This window comes from Kribbella sp. NPDC054772 (assembly GCF_053611945.1).
Genome location: NZ_JBSHBJ010000009.1, coordinates 139970 through 163161 on the forward strand (window position 1 = coordinate 139970; position 23192 = coordinate 163161).

The following is a 23192-nucleotide window of genomic DNA, read 5'->3' on the forward strand; positions in this document are numbered from 1 at the left end:
GTCAGCTCCTTTAGATGACGTGTTCCTGGTACCTCGCCAGCGCCAGGTCGAAAACCTCCTGTCCCGGCGCGTCCCACAGCTTCTGGTTGAAGATCTCGACCTCGATCGGCCCGTCGTACCCGGCCGTGTCGCAGGCCTCGCGCAGCCGGCGCAGCTCGATCGCGCCGTCGCCCATCATGCCGCGCCCGAGCAGCGTGTCCTCCGGGAGCGGGACCACCCAGTCGCTCACCTGGTAGGACAGGATCCGCGCACCGGCGCGCTCGATCTGGCCGTACACGTCGGCGTCCCACCACAGGTGGTAGGCGTCGACGATCACGCCGACCTGCTCGACCGGGAACTGCTCGGCCAGGTCGAGTGCGCCGCCGAGCGACGACACCACGCATCGGTCCGAGCAGAACATCGGGTGCAACGGCTCGATCCCGAGTCGCACCCCCCGTTCGGCCGCGTACGGCGCCAGCTCGGCGAGCCCGTCCCGCACCATCGCGCGGGCGCCGTCGAGATCCCGCGAACCGGTCGGCAGGCCGCCGCTCACCAGTACGAGTACCGACGTACCGATGGTTGCGGCCTCGTCGATCGCGCGGCGGTTGTCCTCGATCTTCGCTGCTCGCTCGGCCGGGTCCGTCGCGGTGAAGAAGCCGCTGCGGCACAGCGACGACACCTTCAGGCCGGCGTCCGCGACCAGCCTGGCGGACCGCTCGACGCCGTACTCCTGGATCGGCTCCCGCCACAGGCCGATCCACTCCAGCTCCGCCTTCGCGCTGGCCGCGACGACGTCCTCGAGCGGCCAGTACTTCGTGGTCGCCTGGTTCAAGCTGTACCGGTTCACGCGTCGATCCCACCCACGCGGAGCAGCTGCCGGAACCGCTCGACCGCCAGGTCGGGGTTCGTCAGTACGCCGGCCTGGTCGGCCAACCGGAACGTGTCGGCCAGGTGCGGCAGCGACCGTCCGGTCTGCAGTCCACCGACCATCGTGAACCCGGGCTGGTGCCCGTTCAGCCAAGCCAGGAAGGCGATTCCGGTCTTGTAGTAGTACGTCGGCGCCGAGAAGATCTGCCGCGCCAGCGGAACCGTCGGCGCGAACACCCGCTCGTACTCCGCCAGGTCGTCGCGGTCCAGTGCGTGCAGAGCGGCCGCAGCCGCTGGGGCGATTGCCGCGAAGATGCCGAGCAGGGCGTCGCTGTGCTGGTCGCCGTCGCCCCGGATCAGTTCGGGGTAGTTGAAGTCGTCGCCGGTGTAGAGCCGCACCCCCTCGGGAAGACGGTTGCGCAGTGCAACTTCCTTGGACGCGTCGAGCAGCGAGATCTTGATCCCGTCGACCTTGTCCACGTTGTCGTTGATCAGACCAACGACCGTCTCCACGGCCGACTCGAACGATCCGCTCCCCCAGTAGCCTTCCAGGGCGGGATCGAACATGGGGCCGAGCCAGTGGAGTACGACGGGCCTCGTGGACTGGGTGAGCAGACGGTCGTACACCTTGCGGTAGTCGTCCGGCGACTCAGCCGCAGCGCACAACGCCCGGCTCGCCATCAGAATCGGCTGCGCACTCGCGTCTTCCGCGACCGCCAGCTGCTCCTCGTACGCGGCAACAGTCGAGTCCAAGGTGTAGTTGCTGGTGGCAAGTTGGTCGGTGCCGACTCCGACGGCGATCCGACCGTCGGGTGCTTCAGCCGCCGAGCGCCTGATCAGTTCCTGCGTGGACTTCCAGTCCAGGCCCATACCGCGCTGGGCCGTGTCCATCGCCTCCGCGACCGACAGCCCCAGCGACCACAGGTGCCGGCGGAACTCCAGCGTGTGCTCCCAGTCGATGACCGCGGGCGCGCCCGGCGAGTTGTCGCCGAGCGGATCCGCGACCACGTGCGCGGCCGCGAAGGCCAGCCGCGAGTTCGCCGGCGCATAGTTGCCCGACGCAACCGGCGTACCGGACAGCCGATAGTTCTCGAGCTGCCCGCCGCCGACCGGAAGTCTCAGGTCCATCAGTTGTCCTTCAGGCTCAGCTCGGGGACCTCGAGCTTGCGGCCCTCGTGCCAGGACTTCAGGCCGAGCTCGGCCAGCTGGACGCCCTTCGCCGCCTCGACGAAGTCCCAGGTGAACGGCGCGTCGTCGACGACGTGCCGCAGGAACATCTCCCACTGCACCTTGAACCCGTTGTCGAAGTCCTCGTTGTCGGGCACCGTCGCCCACTGGTCGCGGAACTTCTCGGTGACCGGCAGGTCCGGGTTCCATACCGGCTTCGGCGTCGCCGAGCGGTGCTGCGCGTGGCAGTTCCGCAGGCCCGCGACCGCGGAGCCCTCGGTGCCGTCGACGTGGAACTCGACCAGCTCGTCGCGGAACACCCGCGTCGTCCACGACGAGTTCAGCTGCGCGACGATCCCGCCCTCCAGCTCGAACACGCCGTACGCCGCGTCGTCCGCGGTGGCGGTGTACTTGTCACCGTTCTCGTCGACCCGGGTCGGGATGTGCGTCGCGCCCTGGCAGTACACGGACTTGACCTCGCCGAACGTCTGGTCGAGCACGTACCGCCAGTGGCAGAACATGTCCAGGATGATGCCGCCGCCCTCTTCGGACTTGTAGTTCCACGACGGCCGCTGCGCCTCCTGCCAGTCGCCCTCGAAGACCCAGTAGCCGAATTCGCCGCGGACCGAGAGGATCCGGCCGAAGAACCCGCCGTCGATCAATCGTTTGAGCTTGCGAAGGCCAGGCAGCGAGAGCTTGTCCATCACGACGCCGTTCTTGACGCCGGAGCCGACGACCAGCTTGGCCAGGTCGACGGCGGCGTCCAGGTTCTCGGCGATCGGCTTCTCGCAGTAGATCGCCTTGCCGGCCTCGACCGCGGCGCGGACGCCCTTCTCCCGCAGCTGGGTGAGCTGCGAGTCGAAGTAGATCTCGACGTCGGGCTGGGCGAGCGCCTCGGCGAGGTCGGTGGTCCACCGCTCCAGGCCGTACCGCTCGGCGATCCGGCGCAGCTTGGCCTCGTTGCGGCCGACCAGGATCGGTTCCGGGATGATCATCGTGCCGTCAGCGGCGGGCAGTCCGCCCTGCTCCCGGATCGCCACGATGGAACGCTCGAGGTGCTGGCGCAGGCCCATCCGGCCGGTGACGCCGTTCATCACGATGCCGATGCGTCGCTCGTTCACAGTCTTGCCTCTCACGCTCGGGTCACGCTTGGGTGTCGTAGATGTCGAGGTGGCCGCACATGCCGTGGCGGCCGGCCTCGGTGGGTGTCGGAAGGTGGTGCAGCTCGGCGTTCTGCAGGTGCGGCGCGGTGCCGGCCTCCAGTGCGTCGAGGGCGGCGCCGGTCTGGTCCGCGAGTCGCCGGGCCCCTTGCTCCCAGCGTGCGCGCCAGTCGGCGAGTTGTGGCCGGACGATCCGGATCGCCGCTGCGAAGAAGTCATCCAGCGCCGACGGACCGTCGGCTTCGTACCGCTCCCGCAGTACGGCGTAGCCCTGCAGGGCAAGGTCGCGCCGGGCGATCGCGGACGCCGTCCGGTCCGGGCCTGTACCGGTGAGGGCGGTCGCCGCCAGGTACGTCGCTCGGTCGGCCAGGTGCTCCGGTGGCAGCGTCATCACCGCGTCGCCGGCCTCGGGGAGACCGGAGTTCGCCATCAGGGTGAGGATCTGCAGCTCGCCGTCGTTGACGAGCCGGTGGATCGTGCCGGGTTCGAACCAGACGACGGCGCCGGTCCGGAGCGCCGTCTCGGTGTAACCCTTCGTGGTCAGGGTCTGGACCGAGCCGGTCCCCGCGACCACGACGTACCCCTCGGAGCAGGCCAGGTGCACGTGGGGAGTACCGCCGGTGCGGCCGTCCGGAGCCTCGGCGTCGTACACCGTGAGCTTCGAGATGCCGATCCCGCCGGGCAGCGCCAGCGCGGCGCCGGACTCGAGCTCGCACATGTCGCCTCCCCTCGTTCGGGCTGGGAAAGGGCTTTCCAAGCCTGTGACGGGAAGCTTAGGTGCGGCATCACAACCAGTCAACCTGCAACGGAAAGCGATCTCCGCACGGTCTGGCCACCGTGGTACCGCGAGCGGGTGATGGCGCGCCGCGCCAAGCTCGCGCTGTTCTGGATCAAGCCGGCCGGACGCGCACCCCTGCGACGGCGGTCGCCCACTCGGCCCGGCGCCGAGCACGCTCGGTGTCGTCGAGGCTGGGATCGAAGCTGCGACTCGTCCGTTTCTGGGCCCAGCCGGTCGTTTCGCCAAGCGTCGTCCACGCCAATTCGGCCGCGCCGAGCGCCGACACCTCGGCGACCTCAGCGGCCTGCACCGGCGCGCCGAGCAGATCCGCCTGCGTCTGCATCAAGAGCCCGGCCACCGTCGCGCCGCCATCGGCCCGCAGACTGCCCAGCGACCCCGGGATCGTGTCAGCGATGTCGCAGATCTGATGCGCGACCGCGTCGACCGCGGCCCGTGCGATGTGCGCCCGGGCCGTCGAGCTGCTCATCCCGGTGAGCGCCGCCCGCGCCTCGCGATCCCAATGCGGTGCGCCCAGCCCCGCGAACGCCGGCACGAGTACGACGCCGTCCGCCGACGGCACGCTCGCGGCCAGTTCGACCAAGGCGCCGACATCGGGCAGTCCGAGCATCGTCGCCGTCCATACCAGTGCCGCGCCCGACGAAACGATGTTCCCCTCGAGTGCGTAGACCGGCCGATCCGTCAACCAGGCAAGGGTGCAGCCGCTCGCGACGAACCCGTCCACCGGCGTCATCACCGACGACCCGGTCCCGTACGTCGCCTTCACCATCCCCGCCTGGGTACATCCTTGCCCGTACATCGCCGCATGCGAATCCGCGAGTACGGCGACGATCGGAAGCCCGTCGCGCAGCCCCGGAACGCCTTGTGTGACACCGAATCCGGCGTTGGAGGCACGCACGTCGGCCAAGGCGGACCGCGGTACGCCGAACGCGTCCAGCAGCTCGTCTGACCAGCCCAGCTCGACCGTGTCGTAGAGCAAGGTGCGAGAGGCGTTGCCCGCCTCGGTCAGGTGCTCACGGCAACCAGTCAGGCGATGGATCAGCCAGGCATCGACCGTCCCGACCAGTGCGTCGGAGGAGTGGTCCAGGAGCCAGCGCATCTTCGGCGCCGAGAACATCGCATCGACTCGCAGTCCGGTTCGGCGGCGTGCTAGGTCGTCGACACTCGGTGGGAGCTGGTCGCACCACTCGCTCGTCCGGACGTCCTGCCAGCCGAGCACCGGTCCGACCGGTTGACCGCTGCGGTCCCACCCGACGACGGACTCACGTTGCGTGGACAGCGCAATGCCCACGACATCGATGTCAGGGGCGCGGCAGGCCGAGATGGCCCGCAACACGCTCTGCCACAGATCTTCGGCGTCCTGTTCGACCCAGCCGGGCCGCGGTGTGGACAACCCGACCGGCGCCGAGCCGGTCGCCAGCACGCTCCCGTCGGCGCCCACCAGCACCGCCTTGGAGTTCGTCGTGCCTTGGTCGATCGCCAGTACCGCCTGGACCATTCGCCCTCCAAGTTTCAACCGAACTCTTGACGGGACTGTAGCGCCGTGGCGACACTCAAGGCGACAGGCTATGCAGTACTGAATATCTATTCGTCCGAAGGACCGGAGGAGAGCCGCGTGAAGCCGAGCAGACGCCGGGTGATCATCAACACCGATGCCAAGAACGAGGCGGACGATCAGTTCGCGATCGTCCACGGGCTGTTGTCGCCGACCTTCGACGTCCGCGGCCTGATCCCCGCGCACTTCGGCACCCACCGGTCGAACCGGAGCATGGAGGAGTCCCGCGAGGAGATCGATCTGCTCCTGGACCTGCTCGACCTGACCGGGAAGGTGACCGTCGCGAACGGCGCCGCCACCGGCATCCCGGACGAGCAGACCCCGCTGGACTCACCCGGCGCGCAGCTGATCATCGACGAGTCCAAGCTGGCCGGCGAGAACGACCCACTGTTCGTGTCCTTCCTCGGCCCGCTCACCGACATGGCGTCCGCGATCCTGCTGGACCCCGAGCTGGCGCACCGGAACGTGATTGTGGTCTGGATCGGCGGTCGCGGCTACAACGGCTACGCGGCCGACCACCGGATGGAGTTCAACCTGTCCAACGACGTCCACGCCGCCAATGTCGTGTTCGGCTCCGGGATCACCGTCTGGCAGGTCCCCAGTGACGTCTACACCAAGGTTTCGGTCAGTTACGCCGAGCTCGAGGAGAAGATCGGCGACGCCGGTCCACTCGGCAAGTACCTGATCGAGCAGTTGATCGAGTGGAACGCGACGTACCACGGCGAGCCCATCGAGTCCCGCTCCCTCGGGGACTCGCCGGCCATCTCCTTGATGCTCTACCCGCACAGCGGCAACTTCCGGACCCGTCCGGCGCCGCGTTTCGGTGTCGACGGGTGGTACCTGCCCGGCACCGACAACCCCATCCAGGTCTGCGAGCAGGTCGACGTGCGCTTCCTGCTGGAGGACATGTTCGCCAAGATCCGCCGCTTCGCCCGCCAAAGGAGCAACACATGAGTTCGTTCAGCCGCCGGGGATTCCTCGGCCTCACGTCCGCCGCCGCGCTCGGCGCCGGTCTGTCCGCCTGCACCGGCGGTGGTACTTCGACCGGCGGGGGAGCCACTCAGGCGGCATCGAACAATCTGCGCCTGTTCACCTACGAGGACGACTCGACGATCGGCCTGCTGAAGGCGCAGGTGAAGAAGTTCGACGAGGCCAACGGTACGACGACCACGGTCGACAGCCTGCCCGGTTCGGGGGCCGCCGTGTACCCGGACAAGCTGCGCACCGAGCTGCTCGGTGGCAAGGGCCCGGACGTCTGGCGGATCTGGGGCGGGCAGATCGGCAGCCCGTTCGCGAAGGCGAAGCAGGCGCTCGACCTCTCGCCGTACTACTCCAAGTACGGCTGGGAGTCGAAGCTCAACACCACGGCGATCGCCGGGATGACGTTCGACGACGTGAAGTCCGGCGTACCGTTCGTGCAGCTCGGGTTGGGGGCCTGGTACAACAAGTCGCTGTTCGCCAAGGCGGGGGTCAGCGCGCCGCCCACGACGTACGCCGAGCTCGAGGCCGTGAACGACAAACTGGTGGCTGTCGGTGTCACGCCGTGTGGACTCGGAGGCAAGTACGGCTGGGACATCATGCGGCTGTTCGAGTACCTGCTCGAGCACACCGCCGGGCCGGACCTGCACGACAAGCTGCTGACCGGTGACGAGAGCTGGGACCGGCCCGAGGTGGTCGAGGCGTTCACGCGGTTCAAGAAATGGCAGGACAAGAAGTGGCTGCCGCAGGGTGCTCTCGGTCTGGACCCGTCCGACGTCGAGCCGTGGTACGTGCAGGGCAAGACGGCGTACACGATCGCCGGGCAGTGGACCGAGGCCGGCGCGATCCTGTCGGCGAAGAAGAGCCCGTCCGGCTTCGGGAACTTCGAGCTGCCGACCGACAAGTCCCCCGCGCGGCACTCGGGCTTCGTCGAGGGGTACATGATCAACGCCAAGACCGGGAACGCCGACAAGGCGGCCGCGCTGATCGACTTCATCGTCCAGCCCGCGAGTCAGAAGGCGATGAACATCACCGCCTCGACCGTGAAGGGCGCCGAGCCGGACCCGAAGGCGCTGCCGCTGTCGGCGGAGTGGTCGCAGAAGTACGGCAGCAACCCGTTCTACACGATCCAGGACCAGGCGTTCCCGAAGAAGCAGGCCGACCAGTACTTCAGCGTGCAGAGCGACCTGCTGCAGAGCAAGGTCGCCCCAGACGCGGCGGCGAAGAAGATGCAGGAGATCGTCTCCGCCTGGGCGAAGAGCTGAGCGCATGGCCACGACAGTCGCAGTAGCCAAGCCGAAACGTGGAGGCCGTTGGTCCCCCTGGTTGTTCGCCATCCCCGCACTGGCGGTGTACGTCGCGTTCCTGGTGTACCCGGCGTTGTCGTCACTGTGGTTCAGCCTGACCAACTGGGACGGCCTGAGCGCGACGTACAAGTTCGTCGGGCTGGACAACTACTTCAAGCTGCCCAGTGACCCGGTCGTGGTGACCGCGGTCCGGAACAACCTGATCTGGACCGTGGTGACGATCGCCGTCCCGACCGTGATCGGTCTGCTGCTGGCGATCGCGCTGAACGGCAAGGTGCACGGCAAACCGATCCTCCGGCTGGTCTTCTACACGCCCGCGGTGCTGCCGCTGGTGTCCATCGCGAGTATCTGGGGCTGGCTCTACAACCCGCAGTACGGCGCGATCAACTCGTTCCTGCGGATGATCGGGCTCGACGGGCTGGCGCAGGCGTGGCTCGGGCAGGACTCGACCGCGTTGTGGGCCGTGATGGTGCCGGCGATCTGGTTGCGGACCGGCTTCCCGATGCTGCTGTACCTGGCCGCGCTGCAGGGCATCCCTCGGGAGCTCTACGAAGCCGCGACGGTCGACGGCGCGACCAAGTGGCAGCAGTTCTGGCACGTGACGATGCCGAGCCTGCGGCCCGCGCACTACATCGTGCTCGCGCTGTCCCTGATCGACTCGTTCAAGGTCTTCGACATGATCTACGCGATGACGTACGGCGGCCCCGGTACGTCGACGCAGGTGATGGGGACATGGATGTACTTCAACGTCTTCCAGTACTACCAGGCCGGCTACGGCACCGCGATCGCCGTCGTGATCACGCTGGTGGCCATCGCCGTCGGCATCCCGTACGTCCGCTCCCAGACGAGGGAGGCGTCATGACCCTCACAGCCCAAGCCCCGGTCGAGCTGCCTGTGGAAACCATCAACTCCACCAGTTCTGGGCCCAAAGGACGTCGAGGCCTGGTAACAACACTCGTTCTGGCCGTCATAGCCCTCTTCTGGATCTCACCTCTTGCCCTCCTGGTGATCACTGCCGTCCGTCCGCTCGCCGACTTCATCGGGAACGGCCCGTTGTCCTGGCCCGCTCAGCTGACCTGGTCGAACTTCAAGGACGCGTGGGACATCGGCAACTTCGCCACGACGTACAAGAACAGTGCCGTGCTGGCGATCATCAAGGTGCCGCTCGGCGTCCTGGTCTCGGCGATGCTCGGGTTCGCGCTGGCCAAGCTGCGGATGAAGTTCCGCCGGACGGTGATGTTCTCGGTGTTCCTCGGGCTGACGATCCCGATCTACATCACGATCGTCCCGGTCTTCATCATGATGCGCTCGGCCGGTGCGACCGACAGCATCTTCGGGTTGATCGGGCCGTACCTGGCGTTCGGCATCCCGTTCGAGGTGCTGGTGCTGCAGTCGTTCTTCCGGCAGATCCCGGACGAGATCATCGAGGCGGCCAAGGTGGACGGCGCCGGTGACTGGCGGGTGTTCTTCACGATCATCCTGCCGCTGTCCGTGCCCGCCCTGGTCACGGTGGCGATCCTGGACGCGGTCGCGACCTGGAACGAGTTCCTGTTCGCGCTGATCCTGCTGAACTCCGACGCGCACAAGACGATCCCGGTGGGACTGCTGAACTTCCAGGGCCAGTTCGCGAACAACAACACCGGCCTCGCGGCGGGCATCCTGATCGCGGTGGTGCCGATCCTCATTGCCTACACCCTGCTTCAGCGCTGGATTGTCGGTGGCCTGACCGCCGGCTCTCTCAAGGGCTGACCTCACCGCCCCACACCAAGGAGATAGGAAACCATGACTGACCTACCGGTCTTCGGCGCAGGCATCTGGCACTTCGCCACCTACAAGGACCGCTATGCGACCGACGGGTACGGCGAACCCGTCGGCCTGCTCGAGCAGATCGACCGCGCCGGTGCGGTCGGCGACCTCTCGGTGGTCGACCTGAACTGGCCGTTCGCCGGGTACGACGGGACGCTCGACGAGGTGAAGGCCGCGCTGCAGCGGAACAACCTCAAGGCGATCGCGATCACGCCGGAGATCTACACCCGCGACTTCGTCAAGGGGTCGCTCACCAACCCGAACCCGGCGAAACGCAAGCAGGCCCTCGAACTGTTGCACCAGGCAACCGAGCTCGCCAAGGACCTGGGCTGTTCGTACGTGAAGCTGTGGCCGGGGCAGGACGGCTGGGACTACCCGTTCCAGGTGAACTACCACGACATCTGGAACCTGGCGCTGGACGGGTTGAAGGAGCTGGTGTCCGCGCACCCGGACATCAACTTCGTGATCGAGTACAAGCCGCGCGAGCCGCGGGTGAAGATCATCTTCCCGAACGTCGCCCGGACGCTGCTCGGGATCGAGAAGATCGGGCTGCCGAACCTGGGCATCCTGCTCGACTTCGGGCACTCGCTGTACGGCCAGGAGACGCCGGCCGACGCGGCGCAGCTGGCGATCGACTACGGGCGTTTGTTCGCGATCGACGTCAACGACAACCTGCGCGGCTGGGACGACGACATGGTGGTCGGCTCGGTGCACCTGGTGGAGACGTTCGAGTTCTTCCACACGCTGCGGAAGAACAACTGGGAGGGCGTCTGGCAGCTCGACCAGTTCCCGTTCCGCGAGGACAGCGTGCAGGCCGCGAAGCAGGCGATCACCTTCCTGAAGGCGGTCCACCACGCGCTCGACGTACTGGACGAAGAGGCCCTGGCCGCGGCACAGGCGTCGCACGACGCGCTGGCCGCCCAGAAGCTGGTCCAGAAAGTCCTGCTGAGCTCGATGGCAGAGATCGCATGACGCTGACCATTGATCATGCGACGATGCCGGTGCTCGGCCGGCTGCCCGTGCATGCGGGACGATCCGAGCAGATCGCGCACATCGCCGAGGCCGCCAAGCAGATCCGGATCCAGGACCTCAAGCTGGTGCACCACGCCGGCGCCGGGCACATCGGTGGCGACTTCTCCGCGATCGACATCCTGGCAACCTTGTACGGCGCGGTGCTCGACATCACGCCGGAGACGGTGAACGACCCCGAGCGGGACCGGTTCATCCTCAGCAAGGGGCACGTCGCCGGAGCGCTGTACACGACGCTGGCCGCGTTCGGGTTCCTGCCGGTCGAGGAGCTCGCCACGTTCCTCAAACCGCTGTCCGCGCTGAACGGGCACCCGAACCGGAACAAGGTGGCCGGCGTCGAGGCCAACACCGGCCCGCTCGGTCACGGGCTGCCGGTCGCGGTCGGGCACGCCCTGTCGGCCAAGCTCGACGTCTCGCTGCGCCGCACGTACGTGCTGGTCGGGGACGGCGAGCTGCAGGAGGGGTCGAACTGGGAGGCGATGATGGCTGCCTCGCAGTACCAGCTGGACCGGCTGACCGTAATCGTCGACCGGAACCGGCTGCAGCAGGGTGCGACCACCAAGGAGACCAACGATCTCGACCCGCTGCCGGAGAAGGCGGCGGCGTTCGGGTTCGCGGTGGTCGAGGTGAACGGTCACGACCACGGCGAGCTGCTCGACGTGCTGTCCGCCGTACCGTTCCGGCCCGGGAAGCCGACGTTCGTGATCGCGCACACGCACAAGGGCCACCCGATCTCGTTCATGAGCAACAACGTCGCGTGGCACCACCGGGTGCCGGACGCGTCCGAGTACCAGCAGGCCCTGAAGGAGTTGGCATGACAGTGGTGGAGACCCGCTCGATCGCGGACCAGCCGCGGTACGACTGCCGGGACGCGTACGTCGAGACGCTCGCGCAGCTCGCCGAGGCCGATCACCGGATCGTTGGTGTCGTCAACGACTCGGTCGGGTCGAGCAAGCTGAACAGCTTCCGCAAGGCGTTCCCGGACCGGCTGATCAACGTCGGGATCGCCGAGCAGGACATGGTCGGCGTCGCGTCCGGGCTGGCGAACGGCGGCCGGATCCCGTTCGTGTCTGCGGCGTCCTGCTTCCTCACCGGGCGCGCGCTCGAGCAGATCAAGGCCGACGTCGCGTACTCGAACACCAACGTGAAGCTCTGCGGCATGAGCCCCGGTGTCGCGTACGGCGAACTCGGGCCGACGCACCACTCGATCGAGGACGTCGCCTGGCTGCGGGCGATCGCGGGGATCCGGATCATCGTGCCGGCCGACCCGATCGAGACCGCGGCGGCGCTGCGCTGGGCGGCCGCGACGGAGGGGCCGGTGTTCATCCGGGTCAGCCGGATGAGCGTGCCGAAGGTGTATCCGGAGGACTACGAGTTCCAGCTGGGCAAGGCGGTCACGGTCCGCGAGGGCAACGACGTGACCGTGATCAGCAACGGGACCGTGCTGTGGCGCGCGCTCGCCGCCGCCGAACGGCTCGCCGAGGAAGGGATCTCGGCGCGCGTGCTGTCGATGCCGACGGTGCAGCCGCTCGACACCGACGCCGTGGTCGCGGCCGCGCGGGAGACGGCCGGCATCGTGACCGCGGAGGAGGCCGTGCGGGGCGGTGGTCTCGGCGGGGCGGTCGCCGAGACCGTCGTACAGCAGCATCCGGCGCGGGTGTCGATCCTCGGGTTCGGCGAGTTCGCGCCCACGGGGTCGGCCGGCTACCTGCTGGACCGCTACGGCCTGTCCCCCGAGGGCATCGCCGACGCGGCCCGCAAGCTGGTCACGTCAGGTAGCTGACGAGATCCGCGATCGAGATCATCGCGAAGCCATGAGCGTCGGCGAACGCGCGCAGGTCGCTTCCGGTCATCAGCGTGCCGTCGTCGTTCATGAGCTCGCCGATCACGCCGACCGGCGGCAATCCGGCCAGCCGGACGAGTTCGACAGTGGCCTCGGTGTGACCGGGCCGCTGCCGGACTCCGCCGTCGACGGCGCGCAGCGGCAGGATGTGACCGGGCCGGATCAGGTCCGTGGGGCGGGCCGAAGGATCGGCCAGCACCCGGACGGTCCGCGCCCGGTCCGCTGCGGAGATCCCGGTCCCGACGCCGGTCGCCGCGTCCACCGACACGGTGTACGCCGTCCGCAGGCTGTCCTGGTTGTCGGGGACCATCAGCGGCAGCCGCAGCTGGTCCAGGACCTCCGGTGCGGCGGGCGCGCAGACGTAGCCGCTGGTGTGGCGGACGAGCAGCGCCATCAGTTCCGGTGTGGCGAGGCTCGCGGCGAAGGTCAGGTCGCCTTCGTTCTCCCGGTCCTCGTCGTCGACGACCACGACCGGGCGTCCGGCGGCGAGCTCGGCGACGGCGTGTTCGATGGTGTCCAGGCTGGTGATGGTGTTCACGATCGTTGTCCTCTCGGCTGTGAAATCACCAGCACTCCGGGGCAACGACAAGCCTCACGTCCCCCGTCAGGGAACGTGCGGCTGCCACGTGCGTCTTCCCATCCGGACTTTCACCGTCGGTCCCGGAGTTCCACCAGGTCAACCGCTTCTTCTTGCGAAGTCACGGGTCGCGGACTGTCACCGCCGGCTCGGAATTTCACCGACCCCAGAGCACGTGTGTTCTTCTCGTCCTCAGCTTAACGGCAACCAGCGTCCCGGGAGTGTCATGTCCATCTCATCCGTCTGGCGGGAGATCGAGCTGCCCGCCACCACCGAGTGGGCCGAGTTCGCGCACGAGACCGGCGTCGTCCTGCGGCGGCCGACCTTCCTCGACGGCGACGCGGGCCGGAAGGTCCGCTTCGCCCCGCCGCTTCCTGGTCTGTGGACGTGGTCGGGCGGTGAGTTCGAGGTTTCGGTCGCCGAGGACGAAAGCAACCCGTTCTACGCGCACGGGTTCTGGAAGATGTCGCCCGGCGGCCGCAGCCTCGTGCACGCGGACGGCACGCCCGCGGTGCTGGTGGCCGACACCGCCTGGGCGCTGCCCTGGCGTGCCACCCCCGACCAAGTGCGTGAGTACGCCGCCGACAGACAGGCGAAGGGGTTCAACGCCGTCCTGCTGATGTCGGTCCAGCCGGACATGCGCGCCGTCGGCCCCCGCGACCGGACGCAGGACGAAGGCTTCGGCGTGGGCTTCGAGGACCTCGCCGACGGGCACCTGCTGCAGCCGAACACCGAGTACTTCCAGTACCTCGACGTACTGCTCCGGATCCTCGTCGACCACGGCATCGTCCCGGTCCTCCAGCCGGTCTTCCACGGCTTCGGCTGGAAGGGCCTCGACGTCGCCGGCACGGTAGTCCCACCCGAGGAGTACGCCGCCTACTGCCGCTATCTCGTCGCGCGGTACGGCGCTCAGCCGGCGATCTACCTGGTCGGAGCGGATGGCGCGGGCACCGAGCCGCAGACCGCAGCGGGCGGCGCAGAGGTCCAGGCCGTGGACTGCTACGAGCAACCGACAGGCATCCACTACCGGCCGCACATCCGGCCGGCGGCGCATCAGGACGCCGACTGGCTGGACTTCCAGTGGTGCCAGACCGGACACACCGGCGAGCACGTGCCCGAGCGGGTCGCGGACATGTGGCGCAACCAGCCCGTGAAGGCAGTCGCGAACGGCGAACCGACGTACGAGCACACCGGCCGGACCGGGGTCGCGGAGGGCTGGTGGCAGGGGCACGAGGCGTGGAGCAACCTGTGCGCGGGCGGCACGATGGGCGTCGTCTACGGGGCGGGCAGCCTGTGGCAGTGGCGCCTGCACCCCGAGGAGCCGGGCCACTCGGAGTTCTTCCTCGCCCCGGGCGCGGGCTGGCGCGAGGCGGTCGGCTTCGAGGGATCGGCGTACGTCGGACTGCTCGGGAAGATCCTCGCCGGCCTGCCGACGACGGACATGGTCCCGGACTGGACCCGGGTGATCTCCGGCCGGGCGCTGCGCGGAGCGAACGGGATGCTGATCGTGTACCGCGACACCGGCGGGCCCGTGATGGTGTTCGACGACAGCGTCCCGCTGGGCTACACGATCGTCGACCCACGGGACGGTTCGGTGGTCGCGAGCGGCGTACGGGACACGCCGGGAAGTCCGCTGCCTGACGCGGGTGGCGCGCCGCGGGTCTACATCTGCCTATAGTCCAGTCTGATCGTTCTCGTGAAGGGGGAGCCGGTGAACAGCAACCGCGCGGTGCGCCAGCCCGGGCTGGACGAGCTGCGGCTGCTCGCGAAGGTGGCCCGGATGTACCACGAGAAGGGCATCCGGCAGCCGCAGATCGCCGCCGAGCTGAACCTGTCCCAGGCGCGGGTGTCCCGGATGCTCAAGCAGGCCGTCGAGGTCGGCATCGTGCACACCGTGGTGACCATGCCGAGCGGCGTGCACAGCGACCTCGAGGACGAACTGCAGGGCAAGTACGGGCTGCGCGACGCAGTGGTCGTCGACACCGCCGGGATCGGCGACGAGGTGCTGCCCGCGCTCGGTTCGGGCGCGGCGGCGTACCTGGACATGACGCTCACCGGCGGGCACGTAGTCGGGATCTCGTCCTGGAGCGAAACGCTGATCAGCGCCGTCGACCGGATGCCGCGCAAGAGCGTGCCGGTGGTCGACAAGGTGGTCCAGATCGTCGGCGGTCTGGGCGACGCCGCGGTGCAGATGCAGGCCACCCGGCTGACCGCGCGGTTCGCCGAGCTGACCGGCGGGATGCCGGTCTACCTGCCCGCGCCCGGCCTGGTCGGGACGCCGGGCGTCCGGCGGGCGATGATGAACGATGTGTCCGTTCGGGACGTTCTGGGCACCTGGGGACAACTCACCGACGCCCTGGTCGGGATCGGCAGCCTGGAGCCTTCACCGCTGCTGCAGCGCAGTGGCAACGCGGTCGCGGAGGCGGACCAGGACGAACTGCGCCGACTCGGTGCCGTCGGGGACGTGTGTTTCCGGTTCTTCGACGAAGAGGGAAAGCTAGTGCGCTCGACGTTCGACCAGCGGGTCATCGGGGTGACCGCGAAGGAGTTGCTGGCGGTACCGCGGCGGATCGGGGTGGCGGGTGGCGACCGCAAGCACTCGGCGATCCGCGCTGCCCTGCTCGGTGGCTGGGTGAACATCCTGATCACCGACCTGGCCATGGCACACCGGTTGCTCGAAGAGTAGATGGAACCTGAAGAGCAGCGGGAGGTCTACGCCACCATCGACCTGGCCTTGCGGGTCGGTGAGGTGCTGCTGTCGAGCGGCGCCGGTACGGCGGACGCGACCGCGACGATCCTCGGTGTCACCGCGGCCGGCGGACTGCGCGGCTGCGAGGTCGACATCACGTTCACCTCGATGGCCGTCTCGTACCAGGAGGCGCCCGACGTCGCCCCCGAGACACACATCCGCCTGGTCCGGTACCGCTCGCAGGACTTCTCCCGGCTGACCGACGTCGACCGGCTGGTACGCCGGTTCGCCCGCGGCGACGTGACGCGCGAGGAGGCTTCCCGCGAGCTGGCCCGGCTGACGTCCGCGGGTCCGCCGTACCCGCGGTGGAGTGCGGTGCTCGCGTGGGGCGTGATGGCCGGTGGCGCGACGCTGCTGCTCGGTGGCGGCTGGCTGATCACGGCGGTGGCGATCCTCACCGCGGTCGTGATCGACCTGAACAACCGCTGGTTCAACCGGCAGCGACTGCCCGCGTTCTACCAGCAGGTCGCGGGCGCCTTTGTGGCGACCGCCGTCGCGCTCGTCCTGTACGCCGTGCACGCGCCGGTGAAACCGTCCCTCGTCGTTGCCGCCGGCATCATCATGTTGCTGGCCGGGATCGCCCTCACCGGTGCCGTCCAGGACGCCATCACCGGGTACTACGTGACGGCGGCGGCCCGAAGTCTCGAGGCGATGCTGCTCACCGGTGGCATCATCGCCGGCGTCTCGCTCGGTCTCGCGATCGGCCTGAAGCTCGGGCTGAACGTCGGCATCGAGGCGCAGATGGTGCAGTTGTCGAATCTCCCGGTCATGGTCAGCTCCGGCGCGGTGATGGCGGTGGCCTTCGCGTACGCGTCGTACGCGCCGCTGCGGGCGCTGCTGCCGGTCGCGATCCTGGGGGCGCTGGGTTCGCTGGTGTTCACGATGATGAGTCGCGCGGCGTTCGGGCCGGCCTGGTCCACCGCGGCGGCGGCCTTCGTGGTCGGTATCGGCAGCTACTCGCTCGGCCGCCGGACCGGGATCCCGCCGCTGATCGTGGTCGTCTCCGGCTCGATCCCGTTGCTGCCCGGACTGACGATCTACCGCGGGCTCTACGAACTGATGAGCCGCGGCAACATCTTCGGCATCGTCAGCCTCGCCACCGCCGTGGCGATCGCGATCGCCATCGCGTCCGGCCTGATCCTCGGTGAGTACGTCGCCCAGCCGATCCGCCGCGAGGCCCGCCGCCTCGAGGACCGGCTGGCCGGTCCCCGTCTGGTCGGACCTCGCCGACCGGTTCGCCGCCGCAGCGGCGGGCCCCGAAGGACCCGCCGCCGACGGGGTGCCGCCTAGCGGCGTTCTAGTCGCCAGATCTGTGGTTGGAGGTTGTTGCACGTCCACACCTGGACGTTCGCGCCGGGTGCGGTCGAGCCGCCGGCCACGTCGAGGCAGAGATTGCTGTTCTGGCCGACGAACGTGTAGTACCCGCGCCCGACGTTCACCGCCTTCCACCGCTGCCAGCCGCCGTCCTGGCAGGTCCATTGCTGGACGTTCGCCCCGGGTGTGGACGAGTTGCTCGCGACTTCCATGCAGAGCTGGCTGTTCTGCCCGCGGAACCGGAAGTACCCGTTGCCCTCGGACGTGAGCTGGAAGTTCTGCGGACCGAGGTTGTTGCAGGTCCACTGCTGGATGTTCCCGCCCGGCTCCCGGGAGTCCGCGGAGACGTCGAGGCAGTTCGCGCTCTGCGCACTGACCAGCCGGTACGTCGCATCGGTCAGACCGCCCGCGTCCTGGGTGCCGATCGTGGACCCGGTGGCGAAGTACGTCTTGCAGACCGTGCCGTCGTAGTCGGAGGCGAGTTCCAGGACGCTGGTGCCATCGGGTGAGACGAGCATCGGCGAACTGTAGTTCGGGCAGTAGTTGTTGTAGGGGTTGTTGACCGCGACCGGCGCGGGCAGTTCGTACCAGTTGCCGTTCCCGCCTTCGGTGTTGGTGAGGATGGTGCGGCCGTTGTCGGCGGCGACGGATCCGTCGGCGTTCTGCAGGATCTGGCCGATCAGCAGCAGCTTGCCGTTCGGCGCCAGGGCGATCGTCGGGGCATGGGTGAAGTACTTGCCGTCGACCGTCTGCGCGCGGAAGCCGAGATCGGACGGCGAACCCCAGTTCCAGCCGTCGGTCGATTGGCGGGTGTGCGCCGCGCAGTCGTACTGCCCACCGAGACCGCAGATCTCGTACGACATCACGTACGTCCCGCTCGGCAGTCGCCGTACGACGGGCATGCCGGGACGGTGCCCGAACGTCGGACTGGACACGGTGGGCGACGGGTCGGTCCAGGTGACACCGTCGGTACTGCGCACTTCCATCAGCTTCTGGCTGTGGGCCGAGTCGGTCTCGTCGGAGTAGTGGCAGACGAGATGGCCGTCGGCCGACACGGAGAACTCAGGCTCCCAGAGTCCCTTGGTGGTGGTTGTGGTCGCGCAGCTGGAGAGGTAGCTCCAGGTGCGGCCGACGTCGTTGCTCTTCCAGATCCGGAGCGACATCGGGCGCGCGTCGGCGCCGACCGATGCGGCCCACAGGAGCGTGCCGGCCGGTAGGGCGCCGACTGTTTGAGGGAGTTCGAAGAGGGTCGCGCAGCACAGGCCCTTGCCCGCTGAGGCTTGTGGGTCGGCGACAGTTCCGATCTGGGTGAAGCTGGTGCCGTTGGTGGTGCTCTCGTAGATCGCGCCGAGACCGTTGTTGCCGCTGAACGTCACGACGCTCGCGAGTACCCGCCCGTTCGCCGTACCGCTGTGCTCGAGGCGGATCGCGCGCGGGTAGAGGCCGGTCTCGTCGCGGAGCAGTTGGCCGGTGGCCGCTTGGGCTGTGGTTGGAGCTGTCAGGGCGCTGACGATGATCAGCAGGGCCAGCAGTAGTCGCTTCATCGGACCTCCTCCAGCACCACGTCATCGAGTTGCAGCCAGACATCCTGACCGTGCCCGAAGAAGCCTGCGTACACCTGGACCAGCGATTCCTTGCCGGAGTCGAAGTCGACGCTCACCTGCGTGTACTGCGGATGCGCGCCGCCGGACTGTTGCGCAATCGTTTGTCCACGCAGCGTTCGGACGCCGAGCATGGTTTCGGACGTGTTGTCCGCGGTGCGGATCCAGGCGGACAGCCGATAGCGGTGACCGGGGCGCACGGCGACGGTCTGCTGCAGTTGGTGAGTGCCGATCGAGTCCCGGACGAACGCGTTGTTCGTGCCGCTGTGTCCGAGGTTGGTGCGGTCGATGCCGCCGGTCCCACTCAGTTGCCAGGGCGCGGACGGCGTACCGCTGGTCTGGGCCTCGAAGCCGGGGTCGCTGATCAGGTTGGCCGGCTGGGCGTCGTCGGTGAGCTTCGTGTGCATCAGGAACACGTTGTACGGGTCCCACTGCGCCATCGTGAAATAGAGGTCGGGCCCCGTCGACCACGGGTGCATGAAGGATCCGTAGAGGCCTGGATAGTCGGTGCCTTTGACAACGACCTGCTCACCGCTCCACGGGCCGGTGAGGTCCTTGGCCGAGCGCAGGACGATCGCGGCGCGGTGCTCGTCGAGGTACATCATCAGCCACTTGCCGGTGTAGGCGTTCCACTGCACCGAGACCTCGCCGACCGGACCGGCCGCGATCGGTACGGCGGCGGTCTCCTGCGGCGACCAGGTGCGGCCGTCCCAGTAGCGCCAGGCCTTCTTCTGCAGGACCTGCTGTTGCGGGACTCTGGCGAGGTGCGCGCTGCCGAACCGGCCGTTCGGCGTACCGACCATGTAGACGTAGCCCTTGTCCTTGGCCAGCGCGGTCATCTGGAAGTTGTCGTCCCAGGCCTTGGTGTTCTGCCAGCGGGCGTCTGGATCCTTGGTCCAGTTCTCGCCGTTGTCGTCGGAGTAGGCGAAACCGGAGTAGTTCGTGAACCAGCTGCCGGCCGGGCCCCAGTAGTTGACCGACATGTACTGCACGTACTGGCGTTTCCCGACCGAGATCCCCGCGGTCGGGATCACGGTGTGCTCGTCGCGGTCGACCTTCTTGCAGGGCAGGAACTCCTTGGCGTGACCGGGCTTGTCCTCGGCGGCCGAGTCCAGGGTCATCCCGTCGGCCAGGGTGTCGTCCTTGCTGCGGAACAGCAGGTTGCAGCGCCAGTCGATGGTCGCCTGGTCGCCGGCGCCGCCGCCCGGGCCGGTCCAGCCGCTGCCGTAACTGTCGCCGAACGCGGTGAGGATCTCGCCGGAGCCGTTGTCCCAGAGGATGCCGAGGTCGGTCGCCTTCAGTGCGAACCGGGCCTCGGTGTCGTTGATCGACTGCGGGCCGGTGAGTTTCGCGACGCGTTGCACCGGCGAGGGAGTGGGCGCTGCCTGGGCGGGAGTTGACCGGTCGGCGGGCACCACGGCCGCTGTGATCAGGGCAGGCAGGACTAGCAACCATCGTTTCCGCATCAGGGTCTCCTAGGGCGGTGGTCAGAGAGCCGGTCGAGAAATCGATTGCTCGCCACCGTAACCGCGGCTGTCGGCAGGGTCAACGGGTGGCGTGTGGTTTACTGCCGGGTGGTGCGATTCCACGGTGTGACGGTGGGAAGCGAACTGCTTCCGGGCCCGTCGGCTCTGCCGGAAGGCGGAGTGACCCGGTGCTACCGGGGCCATGCGGTGATACCCCGCTTCAGCTCGGACTCCGGTGCCCCGTCGGGCACCCGGGCGGTCCCTGGCCATGATCGAGTGGCGGAGAGCGAAGCATGTTCACAGGACGAATCGAGCACGTAGGCACCGTCGCCGAGGTCGCCGGCGACCTGCTCCGGGTGACGTCGGAGGTGCCGGTCGCGCCCGGTGGCGCGGTGTGCCTGGACGGGATCAGGTTCACTGCCGAGCCCGGTGACCCCGGCGAGATCCGGGTCGTGGTCACCGACGAGACCCGACGGCGTACGACGCTGGATCGGGTCGCTGGCGGGATGGCGGTGCATGTCGAACTGCCGGTGGCGATCGGCGACCGGATCGACGGGCATCTGATCCAGGGCCATGTCGAGGGTGTCGGCAAGGTGTTGCGAGTCGACGTTGAGCCCGGCGGGCATCGGGTCTGGATCAAGCCGCCGGAGCGGTTGCTGGCGCGGTTGGTGGCCAAGACCTCGGTTGCTGTCGACGGGGTGAGCATCACTGTCGCGGAGGTGTTGAAGGATCGGTTCACCGTGGTGCTGGTGCCGAACACGTTGTCCAAGACGAAGCTCGGTGGGCTCGTTGCCGGCGACCGGGTGAATCTCGAGAGCGACCTGTTGGTTCGGATGGCGCGGGACGGGCAGGGGGCCGAGCTGATGCGCGCGGTGGCGCAGTTGCCGTGGGCGGGGCAGTTGAGCGGGCAGGCCGGCGTACAGAAGGTGGTCGCGCAGATCGCGGCCGGTGGTGGGGTCGTCGTGTGGGATCCGACGGCTGAGGGCGAGGGGGATGTCGTGTTCGCCGGTGAGCGTTTCCGGCCGGAGGCGATGCGTTTCCTGCTCACCCAGGTTTGCGGTCACACCACGGTTCCGTGCGATGCCGACGTACTCCGGCGGTTGGCGATCGGCCCGATCCCGGGCGGCGGGGACCGTCAAGGCACCGCCATGCATGTTCCTGTCGACCTGGCGGCTTCTGGGGGGACTGGGGTGTCTGCGATTGAGCGGGCTGCGACCGTTCGGCGGTTGGCTTCGCCTGAGGCGGTGGCTGGTGACTTCTTGCGGCCTGGGCATGTGTTTCCGCTGGCGGCTCGGCCTGGGTTGCTGGCGGAGCGGCAAGGTCACACCGAGGCGACCGTTGCTTTGTGTAAGGCGGCCGGACTCGCTCCGGTGGGCGTCTGCTGCGAGGTGATGCGTGCCGACGGGGTGATGGCTGGCGCTGCCGACCTGGAACAGTTCGCCCTCCGCTGGGAGCTGCCGATGATCGACATCCACGACCTGGAGCGGTCGCTGTGAACGGCGCGGAGCTGTACGACGACCCTGCTTTCCTGCGCGGCTACCGCGAACTGCGCCGAACAAGCCAAGGCATCAACGACGCTTTGGAAATTCCCGCAATGAACGCGGCCTTACGCCAACTCTCAGTCGCGGGGGCCGCGGCCGCCGCGGACGGTGCGCTCGGTGCGGGCGACGTTCCAGCGTTGGCTGGGGTTCGGGTGGTGGATTTGGGGTGTGGGGAAGGGGGGTTGGGGGTTCGGCTTGTGGAGGCGGGGGTTGGTGAGGTGCTGGGGGTTGATGGGTCGGAGCAGATGTTGGCGGCGGCGGCTCGGCATCCTCGGGTGCGGTATCAGCGGGCCGATCTCGCCACGTTCGACCTCCCGCCGGCTTCCGTGGACCTCGTGGTCAGCAGCATGGCGCTGCACTACGTCGAGGATTTCGACGGCCTGGTCGCCCGCGCGGCCCGCTGGCTCCGCGGCTCGCCTGGGCGTGCCTCGAGTGGGCCTGGTTCGAGTGGGCGCGGCTCGAGTCGGCGTGGTTCGTGTGGCCGTGGTTCGAGTTGGCCAGGCGCGTTCGTGTTCACGATCGAACATCCGGTGATGACGGCTCCGCGAGTGGGCGCCGACTGTGTGGTTGACGACTACGCCGACGAGGGCCGCCGCGAGCGGACCTGGTTCGTGGACGGCGTCGTGAAGTACCACCGCACCATCGGCTCGATCGTCGCCACCCTCCGCCGGCACGGCTTCCACCTCGACCTGATCGACGAACCCGTCCCCACCCCGGCCCAGGTCGCCGCCCACCCGCACCTCGCCATCCACCGCCGCCGCCCACCGATCCTGCTCGTCTCGGCCCGCGCTTGACAGAAATTTAGCCACCTGAGTAACCCTTCACCGCGTGGCCGGCAATGCGGCGCACATCCCCGCGGCGAGGATCGTGGTGCGCCCGGACGGGTATGTGCAGTGGGCAACGGACGAAGTACCGCCGATTTCTGGTGTTTGCGACCTCCGGGTGACCGCGGCGGGCACGAGCCGCTAGAGTTACCGACTGGAAACATCGGCGGATCGCCGGGGTGGCCCGGCGGGCACCGTGCCGACGAGGAGGATCGACGTGGCACTGGGTAGGACGTCCCCACGGGACCTGCCGCTGTTCGCGGATCTGTCCGGACGAGACATCCGGGACATCTTCCGCGCCGGCGAGGAAGTCTCGGTACCGGCCGGGTGGTCGCTGATTCTGGAGCAGACCCCACCGGACGCGGCGTACCTGATCCTCAGCGGTACGGCGGCGGTTCGCGAGAAGGGCCAGGAGATCGCCGAGCTCGGACCCGGTGACATCGCCGGTGAGGTCGCGGTCCGGAAGAACACGTTGCGGACGGCAACCGTGACGGCGAAGTCGCGGCTGCAGCTGCTGCACTTCACCCGGGAGAAGTTCGACGACCTGACGCGTCGGCTGCCCGCGTTCCGGGATGCGATCGACGCCACCATCGCCGAGCGTCGTGGGACGTCCTGACCCTGCGGTCCGCGGAC

General features: G+C 68.4%; 21 protein-coding genes and 1 riboswitch. Of the genes, 13 read left to right on the forward strand and 8 right to left on the reverse strand.

Annotated features, from left to right (window positions below):
- Positions 1–10: 10 nt before the first annotated feature.
- The 5 genes from ACWGID_RS17470 to ACWGID_RS17490 form a co-directional block, all read right to left on the reverse strand.
- Positions 11–826, reverse strand: coding sequence for a sugar phosphate isomerase/epimerase family protein (locus ACWGID_RS17470; protein WP_452197637.1), 816 nt, complete (start codon positions 824–826; stop codon positions 11–13).
- Complete coding sequence (locus ACWGID_RS17475) at positions 823–1974, reverse strand: dihydrodipicolinate synthase family protein (RefSeq protein WP_452197639.1); 1152 nt, start codon at positions 1972–1974, stop codon at positions 823–825. The genes ACWGID_RS17470 and ACWGID_RS17475 overlap by 4 nt, the downstream gene beginning before the upstream one ends.
- Positions 1974–3134, reverse strand: coding sequence for a Gfo/Idh/MocA family protein (locus tag ACWGID_RS17480; RefSeq protein ID WP_452197641.1), 1161 nt, complete (start codon positions 3132–3134; stop codon positions 1974–1976). The genes ACWGID_RS17475 and ACWGID_RS17480 overlap by 1 nt, the downstream gene beginning before the upstream one ends.
- A 22-nt stretch (positions 3135–3156) precedes the next feature.
- Positions 3157–3891, reverse strand: coding sequence for a cupin domain-containing protein (locus tag ACWGID_RS17485; protein WP_452197643.1), 735 nt, complete (start codon positions 3889–3891; stop codon positions 3157–3159).
- Between the two features lie 172 nt (positions 3892–4063).
- Positions 4064–5467: an FGGY family carbohydrate kinase gene (locus ACWGID_RS17490; protein WP_452197645.1), complete on the reverse strand. Its 1404-nt coding sequence runs from the start codon at positions 5465–5467 to the stop codon at positions 4064–4066.
- Between the two features lie 117 nt (positions 5468–5584).
- Here ACWGID_RS17490 and ACWGID_RS17495 point away from each other — a divergent pair, with 117 nt between their 5' ends.
- Genes ACWGID_RS17495 through ACWGID_RS17525 form a run of 7 tightly spaced genes read left to right on the forward strand, consistent with a single transcriptional unit; the run spans position 5585 to position 12427 of the window.
- Positions 5585–6478: a nucleoside hydrolase gene (locus ACWGID_RS17495; protein WP_452197647.1), complete on the forward strand. Its 894-nt coding sequence runs from the start codon at positions 5585–5587 to the stop codon at positions 6476–6478.
- Positions 6475–7767, forward strand: coding sequence for an ABC transporter substrate-binding protein (locus ACWGID_RS17500; protein WP_452197649.1), 1293 nt, complete (start codon positions 6475–6477; stop codon positions 7765–7767). Before ACWGID_RS17495 ends, ACWGID_RS17500 begins: the two co-directional genes overlap by 4 nt.
- A 4-nt stretch (positions 7768–7771) precedes the next feature.
- Positions 7772–8671, forward strand: coding sequence for a carbohydrate ABC transporter permease (locus ACWGID_RS17505; RefSeq protein ID WP_452197651.1), 900 nt, complete (start codon positions 7772–7774; stop codon positions 8669–8671).
- The gene (locus ACWGID_RS17510; RefSeq protein ID WP_452197653.1) at positions 8668–9558 is read left to right on the forward strand and encodes a carbohydrate ABC transporter permease; all 891 of its coding nucleotides are present in this window, start codon (positions 8668–8670) and stop codon (positions 9556–9558) included. The genes ACWGID_RS17505 and ACWGID_RS17510 overlap by 4 nt, the downstream gene beginning before the upstream one ends.
- Positions 9559–9591: 33 nt before the next feature.
- Positions 9592–10587 carry a sugar phosphate isomerase/epimerase family protein gene (locus ACWGID_RS17515; protein WP_452197655.1) on the forward strand — a complete coding sequence of 332 codons (996 nt, stop codon included), beginning with the start codon at positions 9592–9594 and terminating at the stop codon, positions 10585–10587.
- Complete coding sequence (locus ACWGID_RS17520) at positions 10584–11462, forward strand: transketolase (protein ID WP_452197657.1); 879 nt, start codon at positions 10584–10586, stop codon at positions 11460–11462. Before ACWGID_RS17515 ends, ACWGID_RS17520 begins: the two co-directional genes overlap by 4 nt.
- Complete coding sequence (locus ACWGID_RS17525; RefSeq protein WP_452197659.1) at positions 11459–12427, forward strand: transketolase family protein; 969 nt, start codon at positions 11459–11461, stop codon at positions 12425–12427. The genes ACWGID_RS17520 and ACWGID_RS17525 overlap by 4 nt, the downstream gene beginning before the upstream one ends.
- Here ACWGID_RS17525 and ribB read toward each other — a convergent pair.
- Positions 12411–13025, reverse strand: a complete 615-nt coding sequence (gene ribB, locus ACWGID_RS17530) for a 3,4-dihydroxy-2-butanone-4-phosphate synthase (RefSeq protein ID WP_452197660.1) — start codon at positions 13023–13025, stop codon at positions 12411–12413. The two genes, ACWGID_RS17525 and ribB, sit on opposite strands and share 17 nt — an antisense overlap.
- Positions 13026–13109: 84 nt before the next feature.
- Positions 13110–13243: riboswitch (FMN riboswitch) on the reverse strand.
- Positions 13244–13290: 47 nt separating this feature from the next.
- Between ribB and ACWGID_RS17535 the strand changes: the two genes are divergently transcribed.
- The 3 genes from ACWGID_RS17535 to ACWGID_RS17545 are packed head-to-tail and all read left to right on the forward strand — an operon-like array spanning position 13291 to position 17103.
- Positions 13291–14742: an apiosidase-like domain-containing protein gene (locus ACWGID_RS17535; protein ID WP_452197662.1), complete on the forward strand. Its 1452-nt coding sequence runs from the start codon at positions 13291–13293 to the stop codon at positions 14740–14742.
- A gap of 33 nt (positions 14743–14775) precedes the next feature.
- Positions 14776–15750 carry a sugar-binding transcriptional regulator gene (locus tag ACWGID_RS17540; protein WP_452197664.1) on the forward strand — a complete coding sequence of 325 codons (975 nt, stop codon included), beginning with the start codon at positions 14776–14778 and terminating at the stop codon, positions 15748–15750.
- Positions 15751–17103, forward strand: a complete 1353-nt coding sequence (locus tag ACWGID_RS17545) for a threonine/serine ThrE exporter family protein (protein ID WP_452197666.1) — start codon at positions 15751–15753, stop codon at positions 17101–17103.
- On the opposite strand, the gene ACWGID_RS17550 is transcribed toward ACWGID_RS17545, so the two are convergent.
- Both ACWGID_RS17550 and ACWGID_RS17555 read right to left on the reverse strand, forming a co-directional pair.
- On the reverse strand, positions 17100–18671 hold the full coding sequence (locus tag ACWGID_RS17550; protein WP_452197668.1) for an RICIN domain-containing protein: 1572 nt from the start codon (positions 18669–18671) through the stop codon (positions 17100–17102). The two genes, ACWGID_RS17545 and ACWGID_RS17550, sit on opposite strands and share 4 nt — an antisense overlap.
- Positions 18668–20194, reverse strand: a complete 1527-nt coding sequence (locus tag ACWGID_RS17555) for a DUF4185 domain-containing protein (RefSeq protein WP_452197669.1) — start codon at positions 20192–20194, stop codon at positions 18668–18670. Before ACWGID_RS17555 ends, ACWGID_RS17550 begins: the two co-directional genes overlap by 4 nt.
- 293 nt (positions 20195–20487) lie before the next feature.
- Between ACWGID_RS17555 and ACWGID_RS17560 the strand changes: the two genes are divergently transcribed.
- The 3 genes from ACWGID_RS17560 to ACWGID_RS17570 all read left to right on the forward strand — a co-directional run bounded on the left by ACWGID_RS17560 (position 20488) and on the right by ACWGID_RS17570 (position 23175).
- On the forward strand, positions 20488–21690 hold the full coding sequence (locus ACWGID_RS17560; protein WP_452197671.1) for a 3,4-dihydroxy-2-butanone-4-phosphate synthase: 1203 nt from the start codon (positions 20488–20490) through the stop codon (positions 21688–21690).
- Between the two features lie 98 nt (positions 21691–21788).
- Positions 21789–22529 (forward strand): class I SAM-dependent methyltransferase, encoded by a 741-nt coding sequence (locus ACWGID_RS17565; protein ID WP_452197835.1) that lies wholly within the window; start codon positions 21789–21791, stop codon positions 22527–22529.
- A gap of 247 nt (positions 22530–22776) precedes the next feature.
- Positions 22777–23175, forward strand: a complete 399-nt coding sequence (locus ACWGID_RS17570; RefSeq protein WP_452197673.1) for a cyclic nucleotide-binding domain-containing protein — start codon at positions 22777–22779, stop codon at positions 23173–23175.
- The last annotated feature ends 17 nt before the right edge of the window (positions 23176–23192 follow it).

Excerpts from the sequence above, each read along its gene's own strand:
- ACWGID_RS17510 (WP_452197653.1), top strand. The coding sequence starts at position 8,668 with ATGACCCTCACAGCCCAAGCCCCGGTCGAGCTGCCTGTGGAAACCATC.
- ACWGID_RS17515 (WP_452197655.1), top strand. The coding sequence starts at position 9,592 with ATGACTGACCTACCGGTCTTCGGCGCAGGCATCTGGCACTTCGCCACC.
- ACWGID_RS17525 (WP_452197659.1), top strand. The coding sequence starts at position 11,459 with ATGACAGTGGTGGAGACCCGCTCGATCGCGGACCAGCCGCGGTACGAC.
- ACWGID_RS17475 (WP_452197639.1), bottom strand. The coding sequence starts at position 1,974 with ATGGACCTGAGACTTCCGGTCGGCGGCGGGCAGCTCGAGAACTATCGG.
- ACWGID_RS17500 (WP_452197649.1), top strand. The coding sequence starts at position 6,475 with ATGAGTTCGTTCAGCCGCCGGGGATTCCTCGGCCTCACGTCCGCCGCC.
- ACWGID_RS17545 (WP_452197666.1), top strand. The coding sequence starts at position 15,751 with ATGGAACCTGAAGAGCAGCGGGAGGTCTACGCCACCATCGACCTGGCC.
- ACWGID_RS17565 (WP_452197835.1), top strand. The coding sequence starts at position 21,789 with ATGAACGCGGCCTTACGCCAACTCTCAGTCGCGGGGGCCGCGGCCGCC.
- ACWGID_RS17505 (WP_452197651.1), top strand. The coding sequence starts at position 7,772 with ATGGCCACGACAGTCGCAGTAGCCAAGCCGAAACGTGGAGGCCGTTGG.
- ACWGID_RS17555 (WP_452197669.1), bottom strand. The coding sequence starts at position 20,194 with ATGCGGAAACGATGGTTGCTAGTCCTGCCTGCCCTGATCACAGCGGCC.
- ACWGID_RS17535 (WP_452197662.1), top strand. The coding sequence starts at position 13,291 with ATGTCCATCTCATCCGTCTGGCGGGAGATCGAGCTGCCCGCCACCACC.
- ACWGID_RS17550 (WP_452197668.1), bottom strand. The coding sequence starts at position 18,671 with ATGAAGCGACTACTGCTGGCCCTGCTGATCATCGTCAGCGCCCTGACA.
- ACWGID_RS17560 (WP_452197671.1), top strand. The coding sequence starts at position 20,488 with ATGTTCACAGGACGAATCGAGCACGTAGGCACCGTCGCCGAGGTCGCC.
- ACWGID_RS17490 (WP_452197645.1), bottom strand. The coding sequence starts at position 5,467 with ATGGTCCAGGCGGTACTGGCGATCGACCAAGGCACGACGAACTCCAAG.
- ACWGID_RS17520 (WP_452197657.1), top strand. The coding sequence starts at position 10,584 with ATGACGCTGACCATTGATCATGCGACGATGCCGGTGCTCGGCCGGCTG.
- ACWGID_RS17485 (WP_452197643.1), bottom strand. The coding sequence starts at position 3,891 with ATGTGCGAGCTCGAGTCCGGCGCCGCGCTGGCGCTGCCCGGCGGGATC.